The sequence below is a fragment of the Streptomyces sp. NPDC055239 genome, assembly GCF_053606205.1.
The window spans coordinates 372,660-383,067 of the sequence record NZ_JBSGRD010000010.1; the positions used below are offsets into that span (position 1 = coordinate 372,660).

Sequence of the window (10,408 nt, forward strand, 5' to 3'; positions counted from 1 at the left end):
CACCCCGATGAACGACCCCACCCGAGGAGCTCAGGCCCCCGCCGATGCGGCACGGTTCTGGGAGAACCTCTACCGCGGCAAGGACGCCGTGTGGAAGGGCGACCCCAACCCGGTGCTCGCCGAAACCGCCGCACGGTTCACCCCGCCCGGACGCGCCCTGGACCTGGGCTGCGGCGAAGGCGGCGACGCCGTCTGGCTCGCGACCCACGGCTGGCAGGTCACCGCCGTCGACATCGCCCCCACCGCACTGCGGCGCGTCACCCGGCACGCAGCCCGCGCAGGCGTCGCCGACCGCGTGAGCCCCCAGCAGCACGACCTCGCCGAAACCTTCCCCGCCGGGACGTTCGACCTCGTCAGCGCCCAGTACCTCCAGACCCCCTACGACCTGCCCCGCACCGACGTCCTGCGCCGGGCCGCCCACACCCTCACCCCCGGCGGGCTCCTCCTCGTCGTCGACCACGGCTCGGTGCGCCCCTGGGCCTGGAACACCGACCCCGACACCCGCTTCCCCAGCCCCGAGGAAATCTTCGACGAACTCGCCCTGGACCCCGCCCGGTTCACCGCCGCCCGCCTGACATCCCCCGAGCGCGAGGCGACAGGACCGGACGGCCGGAAAGCAACCGTGACCGACACCGTCGTGACCGTCCGGCGCACCTGAGAACCCACGGAACCGCACCGCACCCGCACCGCACCCGCACCGCACTTCGGCTGACCCTCGTCACGACGCGCGCAGCCGCATTTTTTCCAGGAGCCCCCCATGGCAGACCTCTTCGCGCCGGTGACCGTCGGCAAGTGGACACTGAACAACCGCATCGTCATGGCCCCCATGACCCGCAACCGCGCCACCCCCGACGGCGTACCGACCGACCTCATGGCCACCTACTACGGCCAGCGAGCCACCGCCGGGCTGATCATCACCGAAGGCGTGCAGCCCAGCACCGTGGGCCAGGGGTACATGAACTCACCCGGCCTGCACACCCCCGCCCAGACCGCCGCCTGGCGCACCGTCGCCGACGCGGTCCACCAGCGCGGCGGCCGCATAGTCGCGCAGATCATGCACGCCGGACGCATCTCGCACCCCGACAACAAACACCACGCCGAAACCGTCGCCCCCAGCGCCATCGCCGCACCCGGTCAGATGTTCACCACCACCGGCCCCCAGCCCCACCCCACCCCCCGAGCACTGGGCACCGACGAAATCCCCTCCGTCATCGACGAATACGCCCACGCCGCACGGGCCGCCGTCGACGCCGGACTCGACGGCATCGAGCTCCACGCCGCCAACGGCTACCTGCTCCACCAGTTCCTCGCCCCCAACACCAACCAGCGCACCGACTCCTACGGCGGCACCCCCGAGGCACGCGCCCGCTTCGTCATCGAGGCCGCCCAGGCCGTCTCCGACGCCATCGGCAGCGAACGCGTCGGCATCCGCGTCTCACCCGCCATCAACCTCCACGGCGCCATCGAGGACAACGCGGACGACACCGCCACCACCTACCGCACGCTCGTGGACGCCCTCTCCACCATGGGCCTGGCCTATCTGCACACCATCGGAGACCCCACCACGCCCCTCATCGAGGATCTCTCCCGCCGCTTCGCCGGCTCTCGCATCGTCAGCAACGGCTGGGACCCGGTCACCGACGCCGCCATCGCCCAGACCCTCCTCGACGAGGACCGGGCCGACCTCGTCACTGTCGGCCGCGCCTTCATCGCGAACCCCGACCTCGTGCGGCGCTGGCAGACCGGGGCACCCCTGAACCAGCCCGACGCGAAGACGTTCTACGGCGGCGACCACCGCGGCTACACCGACTACCCGTCCCTGTACCCGTCCATCTGACGAGAGCGAGCCCGGGTAAAGACGACCAACCACCGCAACCACCCCACCCCGCCCACGCGTCCACCCAGTGACGAACATGCCAAGGGCGGCCCCGAGCCGCCGCTTCACGGGGGAGAGAAGCATGAGCGAGAACGTCATAGCACCGGAGTCCGCGGAGGAGATCGCAGCCGCGGCGGCGAAGACGTACGCGATCGTCGCGGACGTCAACGTCCGCTCCCGTCCGGGCACGTCGTACGGCAAGGTCGGCCGCCTCTCGGCGGGAACCCGAGTGACGATCCTCTGCCAGAAGCCGGGCGAGAAGGTCACGGGCCCGACCGGCACATCGAAGCTCTGGGACCGCGTCGGCAGCGGCCGCTACGTCTCCGACACGTACATCCGCACGGGCAGCAGCGGCTACGTGGCACCCCGCTGCTGAGTCACGGCCCGGCACGCACTACCGGCACGCACTACCGAAGCCGCCGAAGTCAGCTCACTCGGACTTCGGCGGCTTCGTCGCGTCGAAGGTGAAGACCGTGTTCTCGGCCGCCGCCACGACCACCACACGCCCCGAAACCGCGACCCGCGGACTCGCGTTCGTGTCCCCGGTCAGCCCGTCCGCCCGCGGCCCCGTGCTCCAGAGCGGCTCGCCGCTCCGCGTGGAGAGGGCGACGACCCGCCCGCTGGCGGAGCTGAAATAGAGGGAGCCGCCCCCGGACCCGGCCTTCGCGGCGGGCACCGGCCCCGAAGCACCCTCCACACTCGTCTGCCGGGTCCACTTCTGGCGTCCGGTCGCGGGATCCACCGCGCTGATCCGCCCCGTCTGCTCGGCGAAGTAGACGGTGCCGTCCGCGATGCCGGGCGCCGCGTCGTACGTCTTCTTCAGCGGCCGGGACGCGACGCGACCGCCGGCCGGGTCGACCCGCAGCACCTTGTCGTACCCGAGGAACTCGGGCCCGTTGCGCCGCTGGTGGAGCAGCACGAGCTTGCCCTCGCTCACACCCATCGGGTGCACGGCCCCCTGGACCGCGATGCCCTTGCCGAACGTCCCCGACGTGAGGTCGACGGTGTGGAAGGCGGGGTGGCGCACGTCGACGTTCGCGATCTCGGCGGCCGGCGCGCACATCGCCCACATCCGCTGACCTGCCGCGACCGGCGTGCACTCCGAACCCGCGGGGAACGGCGTCGACCAGAGCGTGCGCCCGGTGCGCGCGTCCCTGGCCTCGACCCGCGTACGGCCCGTGTCGACGGAAAGGACGGTCGATCCTGACAGGACCGCGTCGTTCGTCCGCCCCGCGACGGCCGTCGACTGGCCGCTGATCGGCCGGGACCACAGTTCCTTGCTGGTGTCGGCGTCCAGGGCCACCAGCTTCTCCGGCTGCCCCGACCCCTCCGCCGGGAGGCGGTAGCCGAGGACGGTGTCGCTCGTGGCGCCCACGATGTGCATGCCCTGCGTGGGCACGCCGGGGCTCTTGACCTTCCAGACCTCCTTGCCGTCGGAGATCCGGAGCCGGGTCGCGACGACCCCGCCGCCCCCGCAGAACAAGGCGTCCTTGCGCGGTACGCAGCGCACCTCGTCCGGGATGTCGCGGTCGTTGGGCACGGTCGCGCGCCACGGCCGGAAGCCGTCGGGCAGGGGCGCTTCGGCCGCGGCGACCGTGCGTTCCTTGTCGCTGCCGTCACCGTCCCCGCCACCGGAGGGGGCGCCGGACGAGCCGAGCTGGAGCGCGGCGATCCCGCCCCCGAGCGCGGCCACGGCTACGGCGGCGGCGAGCACGGGGCGCCAACGGCGGCGCGAACCACGGCCGACGAGGGTGCCTTCGCCCGAGCCGGACGCCCGGGTGACCCCGGCACTGTCGTCGGTATCGCCCTCGGCCCCGGTCCCGGCCCCAGTCCCGGTCCCGCCCGCCGATGACCGGTGATGCTGCGTATCCGTGTCCCGCGTAAGGCTGCCCCGCGCCCCCGGCGCCGCTTCCCCCAGCTCGGCGGGCAGATCCCGCAGCCGCTCGAGCAGCTGGTCCGCCGACGGACGGGCGTCCGGGTCCTTGTCGAGGCACGGCTCGACCACCGCGCGCAGGGCGGCCGGTACGGCATCCAACTCCGGCGGCTCGTGCACCACTTGATACGCCGTCATGTACGGGCTGTCCGCGTCGAACGGCCCCTGCCCCGTCGCCGCGTACACCAGCAACGTACCCAGGGAGAAGACGTCGGACCGTGGCCCGACCCCACGCGGCGCCTGCAACTGCTCCGGCGACATGAAAGGCGGCGTGCCTATGACCCGGCCCGTCATCGTCAGCGTCTGCTGGTCCGCGGCGCGCGAGATGCCGAAGTCGATGACGCGCGGGCCCTCGGGCGAGAGTACGACGTTCGAGGGCTTCAGGTCACGGTGCACGACGCCCGCGCGATGGATGTCACGCAGCGCCTCCGTCAGACCGATGGCGAGCATGCGCAGGTCCCGGCCGGTCAGCGGGCCCGTCTCCGTGATGCGCTGGGCGAGCGTGCGCCCCTCGATATAAGAGGTCGCCATCCATGGATACTCGGCCTCCGGGTCGGCGTCGACCACGGCCGCGGTGAACGCGCCGCTCACCCGCCGCGCCGCCGCCACCTCCTGCCGGAAACGGATGCGGAACTCTTCGTCCCCGGCGAAGTGCTGGTGGATCAGCTTGATCGCGACCGGGCGCCCCGATGCCGTACGTGCCAGAAAGACCGTGCCCATGCCGCCCGAGCCGAGACGTGCCTCAAGCGGGTAGCCGCCGATCTCAGCTGGGTCACCTCCGCGCAACGACACTCTTCCCGACCTCCCCGTCCTCCCGTGCACCAGTTCCCGCATGCGTCCGTGTATCCGTCCTGCCCCACAAAGTAGCCGCCGAGTGGTAGTGCGGGGCAAGGCGGGGGACGAATAGGGCGAGCCTGCCCACAGACCGCCACGCACCCACTCCGCCGCGTACTCATGCCGCGTACTCACGCCGCCCCGGGCGATACTCGGCGGGTGAGCGCAGATTCCAGCACCCCCGACCGCACGGCGACGGCGGCGACGGCCCCAGGCCCGCAGCCCGAGCCCATCCGCTTCTTCGGCACGACCTGGGTCGGCCACGACAACGGCTACGGCGCACGCCGCGCGGGCGTCGCGGCAGGGTCGCTGCTCGCCGCCGCGGCCGGCTGCTTCGTGCTGCGTTTCGCGTACGAGGGCATGTCGATCGCGGACGTGGGGACGTTCGTGAACTTCCTGGTCCTCATCATGTTCTCGATCTGCGGCGCGATCGCCTTCCGCCGCACCTGGGAGGGCTTCACCCGCCGCCACGACCCCGCGTCCCAGTCGTCGATGCTCGGCCTCATGACGATCGGTTTCGTCGGCGTACTCCTCGCCTACTTCTTCCGCTCCCTCACCGAGGCCCCCGGCGAGAAGCTCCACCGCGAGGAGTACGAGACGGCCCGCGAGCAGTACGCCAAGCGCACGTCACGGCGCACGGGCAACCCGTCCCGGAAGAAGAAAAAGGCCTGAACCGCAACGAGTGAGGGAGTGACGCGGCCCGGGGCCACGGGTCGAGACTGAACCGCATGACTGCAGCATCTTCGCGTCGCGCGCACTCCTTCAACGCGGCGGCCGCCCAGTACGCGGCCCACCGCCCCTCCTATCCGCCCGCCCTCCTCGACGCCGTCGAGAACCTGGCGGGCCGCTCCCTCACCGGCGCCCGTGTCCTCGACGTCGGCGCGGGCACGGGCATCGCGACCACCCTCCTCGCCGACCGCGGCGCCCACGTCGTCGCGGTGGAGCCGGGCGAGGGAATGGCGCGGGAGTTCCGCCGTACGCTGCCCGCCGTGCCCCTGGTGCGGGGCGACGGCGACAGCCTGCCGTTCGCTGACGGCTCGGCCGACTTCATCACGTACGCCCAGGCCTGGCACTGGACGGACCAGGAGCGTTCCGTCCCCGAGGCCGTCCGCGTGCTGCGCCCCGGCGGCGCGCTCGCCCTGTGGTGGAACATCGCGGACCACACGCTGGAGTGGATCGCCGCGCAGGACACGAGGATCGCCCGCTGCCTGGGCTTCGACGACGGCGCGCGGCGCACCGCGGACCGGACGAGCGAGCTGACGACGGCCCTGGATTTCCGCAGGGACCGGGTCCGCTGGAGCCGCCGTATCCCTGTCGACTCCCACCTCGCCAACATCGGCAGCCACTCGGCCTTCCTGGTCCTCGGCAAGGAACGCACGGCCGCCTTCCTCGCGGAGGAGCGCACGGAACTCCTGAAGATCTTCCCGGACGGCCTCATCGAGGAGACCTACACAACCGACCTCCTCCTGGCACCCCGACCCACCTCCTGAACCTCCCCTTACGACAGCGCCCGCCACCCCGGCGCAAAGCAGCGCCCGCCACCCGTCACAACCCCCGAAATCACCCGCCCGCCCTTGACGTCCCCGCAGCCCGGCGCGCAATAATCATCACATGATGAATATCGACGAACCTCCTGCCATCGAGGCGAGGGGCCTGACCGTCGTCCGAGGTCCCCGCACAGTCCTCCGCGCCCTGGACTTCACCGTCCCGAAGGGCCAGATCACCGGGCTACTGGGCCCCTCGGGATGCGGCAAATCCACCCTCATGCGCGCGACGGTCGGCACCCAGGCCAAGGTCACCGGCACCCTGAACGTCCTCGACCACCCGGCGGGCGCCCCCGGCCTCCGCTCCCGCATCGGCTATGTCACCCAGGACCCCTCCGTCTACGACGACCTCACCGTCCGCCAGAACCTCGACTACTTCGCCGCCGTCCTCGACCCCGGCCGAGGCCCCGCCACCCACCGCCGCCGCGACCACGTCACCCGAGTCATCGAAGACGTCGACCTGACGACCCACGCCGACGCCCTCGCGGGCAACCTCTCCGGAGGCCAGCGCAGCCGCGTCTCCCTGGCGGTGGCCCTCCTCGGCGCCCCGGAACTCCTCGTGCTCGACGAACCCACCGTCGGCCTCGACCCCGTACTCCGCCGCGACCTGTGGAACCTCTTCCACTCCATCGCCGCCGACCGGGGCACCACGATCCTCGTCTCCTCGCACGTCATGGACGAGGCCGAACGCTGCCACCGCCTCCTCCTCATGCGCGAAGGCGAGCTCCTCGCCGACGACACCCCGGACGCCCTGCGCACCCGTACAGCCTCCGAGACCGTCGAAGCGGCCTTCCTCCACCTGGTCGACGAGGCCACCGCCGCAGCCAAGAGCGACGCCACCACCCCCACCAGGAGCCCCCGATGAACACCCACCGCACCCTCGCCACCGCGGCCCGTGTCCTGCGGCAGCTCCGCCACGACCCCCGCTCCATCGCGCTGATGCTGCTCGTCCCCTGCGTGATGCTGCTGCTCCTGCGCTACGTGTTCGACGGCAGCCCGGCGACCTTCGACTCCATCGGCGCCTCGCTCCTCGGCATCTTCCCCCTCATCACGATGTTCCTGGTGACCTCCATCGCCACCCTCCGCGAACGCACCTCCGGCACCCTCGAACGCCTCCTCGCGATGCCCCTCGGCAAGGGCGACCTCATCGCGGGCTACGCCCTCGCCTTCGGATTCATCGCCGTCATCCAGTCGATCCTCGCCACCGGCCTCGCCCTGTGGGCCCTGGGCCTCGATGTCACGGGATCCGCCTGGCTGCTGCTCCTGGTCGCGCTGCTCGACGCCCTGCTCGGCACGGCGCTCGGCCTCTTCGTCTCGGCGTTCGCGGCCTCCGAGTTCCAGGCCGTCCAGTTCATGCCGGCCGTGATCTTCCCCCAGCTGCTCCTCTGCGGCCTGTTCACCCCGCGCGACAAGATGGCGCCCGCCCTCGAAGCGATCTCGAACGTCCTGCCCATGTCGTACGCCGTGGACGGCATGAACGAAGTCCTGCGCCACCCCTCCGTCACCGGCACCTTCGTACGCGACGCCGTCATCGTCGCGGGCTGCGCCGTACTCGTCCTCGCGCTCGGCGCCGCCACCCTCCGCCGCCGCACGGCCTGACCCACCAATGCGAGGATGACCCCACCCAGCTGAAGCGCTGACCCGCTAGCCCCGCACCTGGAGGGTGACCCTCACATGCCCCAGCCCGTCGCAGTCCTCGGCACCGGCAAGATCGGCGAAGCCCTCCTCAGCGGAATGATCCGGGCCGGCTGGGCCCCCGCCGACCTCGTGGTCACCACCCGCCGCTCCGAGCGCGAAGCGGAACTGCGCACCCGCTACGGAGTCGACCCCGTCAGCAACGCCGAGGCCGCCAAGAAGGCCGGCACTCTCATCCTCGCGGTCAAGCCGCAGGACATGGGCCGCCTCCTCGACGAACTCGCCCCGCACATCACGTCCGACCGCCTGGTCATCAGCGCAGCCGCGGGCATCACCACCGCCTTCATCGAAGAGCGCCTCGCCGACGGCACCCCCGTCGTCCGCGTCATGCCCAACACCCCGGTCCTCGTGGACGAAGGCATGTCCGTCATCTCCGCAGGCAGCCACGCCACTGCGACGCACCTCGCCCAGGCCGAAGCGATCTTCGGCGCAGTCGGCAAGACCCTGCGTGTCCCCGAGACCCAGCAGGACGCCTGCACCGCCCTCTCCGGCTCGGGACCGGCGTACTTCTACTACCTGGTCGAGGCCATGACCGACGCGGGCATCCTCCTCGGCCTGCCCCGCGACAAGGCCCACGACCTCATCGTCCAGGCCGCGATCGGCGCCTCCGTGATGCTCCGCGACAGCGGCGAGCACCCGGTCAAGCTCCGCGAGAACGTCACGTCCCCGGCGGGCACCACCATCAACGCCATCCGCGAACTCGAGAACCACGGCGTACGAGCAGCCCTCATCGCCGCCCTCGAAGCAGCCCGCGACCGCAGCCGCGAACTGGCCTCCGGCAACAACAGCTGACGTCCGGCCTCGGGGCGCGCGAGGGCGCGCGCCCCTCGACCAGCACCTACTGCGGCTCGCTCACCGGCGGCAGCAAGCCGATCGCGCGATAGGCGGCGTCCACCGTCGGCCTGGCCATCTCTCTGGCCCGCGCAGCCCCCCGCCGCAGCACCTCGTCCATGTACGCGGGATCGGTGACCAACTCCTTGTGCCTCTCCTGCAAGGGCCTCAGCATCTCCACGACGGCGTCGGCGGTGTCCTTCTTCAAGGCTCCGTACGTCTCGTACACACCGCTCAAGCCCTCGGGACTCCCGCCCTCACAGGACGCCAGGATCTCCAGGAGATTCGAGACCCCCGGCTTCGCCTCCCGGTCGTACTCGACCTCGCTCCCGCTGTCCGTGACAGCGCGCAGGATCTTCTTCCGTACGACGTCGGGCTCGTCGAGCAGATAGACGATCCCGGCGCCCGCATCGCCGGACTTGCCCATCTTCGACATCGGATCCTGCAGATCCATGACCCTGGCGGCCACCTTGGGATACGTGGCCCGAGGCACGACGAACGTATGGCCGTACCGCTGGTTGAACCGCACGGCCAGATCCCGGGTGAGCTCGACGTGCTGCACCTGGTCGTCCCCTACCGGCACCTGATCGGCCCCGTACGCCAGGATGTCCGCCGCCATCAGCACGGGATAGGTGAGCAGCGAGAGCCGCACACTCCCGCCGCGGGCCCGCTCGAGCGCGGACTTCTCCTTGTACTGGATCATCCGCCGCATCTCGCCGTCCGTCGCGACGCACTCGAGCAGATACGAGAGCCGGGCGTGCTCGTCCACATGACTCTGCACGAACACGGTGGCCCGCTCGGGATCGATCCCCGCCGCGAGCAACAGTGTCGCCGCCTGCCTACTGAGCCTGCGCACCCGACCGGGATCGTGGTCCACGGTCAGGGCGTGCAGATCGACGATGCTGAACAGCGACTCGGCGCGGTGCTGATCGACCTCTGCCCACTGGCGCACGGCGCCCAGGTAGTTCCCCAGGGTCAGATGCCCCGTCGGCTTGATCCCGCTGAAGATCCTCGTCATCTCTCCACCTCCTGGTCAGGACCGCCGGCCCGACGACCGGGCTCCGGATCCTCCAGGGGGAGAAACAAGAAACGGCCGCCGAGTCGGCAGCCGTTGAGTACATGCGTGTGTACGGCCGCCGTCAGGCGGCCCACCACAGCTGGGTGTGCGCATGCGTTGTCACGCCTCCTACAGTAGCGAGCGAGGGGCGGCACGGACCAGGGTTGACACGCCAAGACCGCGTACGTAGTGTTCTCCGAGTTGCCCGACGTGAGCGTCGACCCTTGGTCGGTCCCCGGGCAGCCATTCCGCAAGAACAGAACCATTCAAACGATCGATGTCGTGTCATCTTCGATGCCCCGCCGTCTGCTCGTTTTCATGCGCTTTTGCGAAATGAGGAATCCGCGTTCGAAAGGACGCCCCGATTTGGATCGGGAGCCAGGATTCCGCTAAAGTCTCACTCGTCGGAACGGCCCAACAGCCGGGAAGACAAACCCCGCTGACTGGGAATCAGGCCCGAAAGGATCTGGTAGAGTCGGACTCGCCGGAAAGGGAAACGCGAAAGCCGAAAGGCCGGAGCGGAAACCTGAAAGGCACCGAGGGAAATCGGACACGAAAGAGTCTGATAGAGTCGGAAACGCAAGAACGAAACACAGCAAGACAAAAAAGAAACACCGAAGGGAAGCGCCCGGAGGAAA

10 protein-coding genes are annotated in these 10,408 nt (G+C 70.5%); 8 read left to right on the top strand and 2 right to left on the bottom strand.

The annotated features are described in order from the left end of the window. Positions 1 to 7 precede the first annotated feature (7 nt). The 3 genes from ACWFRJ_RS29975 (at position 8) to ACWFRJ_RS29985 (ending at position 2,252) form a co-directional block, all read left to right on the top strand. Complete coding sequence (locus ACWFRJ_RS29975; RefSeq protein WP_453537611.1) at positions 8 to 658, top strand: SAM-dependent methyltransferase; 651 nt, start codon at positions 8 to 10, stop codon at positions 656 to 658. Positions 659 to 757: 99 nt separating this feature from the next. Continuing rightward, the gene (locus ACWFRJ_RS29980) at positions 758 to 1,837 is read left to right on the top strand and encodes an alkene reductase (protein WP_453537614.1); all 1,080 of its coding nucleotides are present in this window, start codon (positions 758 to 760) and stop codon (positions 1,835 to 1,837) included. Between the two features lie 121 nt (positions 1,838 to 1,958). Beyond that, positions 1,959 to 2,252: an SH3 domain-containing protein gene (locus ACWFRJ_RS29985; RefSeq protein ID WP_453537617.1), complete on the top strand. Its 294-nt coding sequence runs from the start codon at positions 1,959 to 1,961 to the stop codon at positions 2,250 to 2,252. A gap of 54 nt (positions 2,253 to 2,306) precedes the next feature. Here ACWFRJ_RS29985 and ACWFRJ_RS29990 read toward each other — a convergent pair whose 3' ends face one another. Beyond that, positions 2,307 to 4,601, bottom strand: a complete 2,295-nt coding sequence (locus tag ACWFRJ_RS29990) for a protein kinase domain-containing protein (RefSeq protein ID WP_453537620.1) — start codon at positions 4,599 to 4,601, stop codon at positions 2,307 to 2,309. A 201-nt stretch (positions 4,602 to 4,802) separates the two neighbouring features. Here ACWFRJ_RS29990 and ACWFRJ_RS29995 point away from each other — a divergent pair, with 201 nt between their 5' ends. From ACWFRJ_RS29995 to proC, 5 genes are all read left to right on the top strand, one after another. Then, positions 4,803 to 5,315: an EamA/RhaT family transporter gene (locus tag ACWFRJ_RS29995; RefSeq protein ID WP_453537622.1), complete on the top strand. Its 513-nt coding sequence runs from the start codon at positions 4,803 to 4,805 to the stop codon at positions 5,313 to 5,315. A gap of 56 nt (positions 5,316 to 5,371) precedes the next feature. Then, a complete protein-coding gene (locus ACWFRJ_RS30000; protein WP_453537625.1) occupies positions 5,372 to 6,133 on the top strand; it encodes a class I SAM-dependent methyltransferase in 762 nt (253 codons plus the stop codon). Positions 6,134 to 6,254: 121 nt separating this feature from the next. Beyond that, a complete protein-coding gene (locus ACWFRJ_RS30005; protein ID WP_453537628.1) occupies positions 6,255 to 7,052 on the top strand; it encodes an ABC transporter ATP-binding protein in 798 nt (265 codons plus the stop codon). Next, on the top strand, positions 7,049 to 7,786 hold the full coding sequence (locus ACWFRJ_RS30010) for an ABC transporter permease (RefSeq protein WP_453537631.1): 738 nt from the start codon (positions 7,049 to 7,051) through the stop codon (positions 7,784 to 7,786). Before ACWFRJ_RS30005 ends, ACWFRJ_RS30010 begins: the two co-directional genes overlap by 4 nt. Before the next feature lie 75 nt (positions 7,787 to 7,861). Beyond that, positions 7,862 to 8,674, top strand: a complete 813-nt coding sequence (proC, locus tag ACWFRJ_RS30015; protein ID WP_453537634.1) for a pyrroline-5-carboxylate reductase — start codon at positions 7,862 to 7,864, stop codon at positions 8,672 to 8,674. 46 nt (positions 8,675 to 8,720) lie between these two features. Here the strand turns inward: proC and trpS are convergent, their stop codons facing one another. Then, complete coding sequence (gene trpS, locus ACWFRJ_RS30020; RefSeq protein ID WP_453537637.1) at positions 8,721 to 9,731, bottom strand: tryptophan--tRNA ligase; 1,011 nt, start codon at positions 9,729 to 9,731, stop codon at positions 8,721 to 8,723. Positions 9,732 to 10,408: the final 677 nt, after the last annotated feature.

Excerpts from the sequence above, each read along its gene's own strand:
- ACWFRJ_RS29975 (WP_453537611.1), top strand. The coding sequence starts at position 8 with ATGAACGACCCCACCCGAGGAGCTCAGGCCCCCGCCGATGCGGCACGG.
- ACWFRJ_RS29980 (WP_453537614.1), top strand. The coding sequence starts at position 758 with ATGGCAGACCTCTTCGCGCCGGTGACCGTCGGCAAGTGGACACTGAAC.
- ACWFRJ_RS29985 (WP_453537617.1), top strand. The coding sequence starts at position 1,959 with ATGAGCGAGAACGTCATAGCACCGGAGTCCGCGGAGGAGATCGCAGCC.
- ACWFRJ_RS30000 (WP_453537625.1), top strand. The coding sequence starts at position 5,372 with ATGACTGCAGCATCTTCGCGTCGCGCGCACTCCTTCAACGCGGCGGCC.
- ACWFRJ_RS30005 (WP_453537628.1), top strand. The coding sequence starts at position 6,255 with ATGATGAATATCGACGAACCTCCTGCCATCGAGGCGAGGGGCCTGACC.
- ACWFRJ_RS30010 (WP_453537631.1), top strand. The coding sequence starts at position 7,049 with ATGAACACCCACCGCACCCTCGCCACCGCGGCCCGTGTCCTGCGGCAG.
- proC (WP_453537634.1), top strand. The coding sequence starts at position 7,862 with ATGCCCCAGCCCGTCGCAGTCCTCGGCACCGGCAAGATCGGCGAAGCC.
- trpS (WP_453537637.1), bottom strand. The coding sequence starts at position 9,731 with ATGACGAGGATCTTCAGCGGGATCAAGCCGACGGGGCATCTGACCCTG.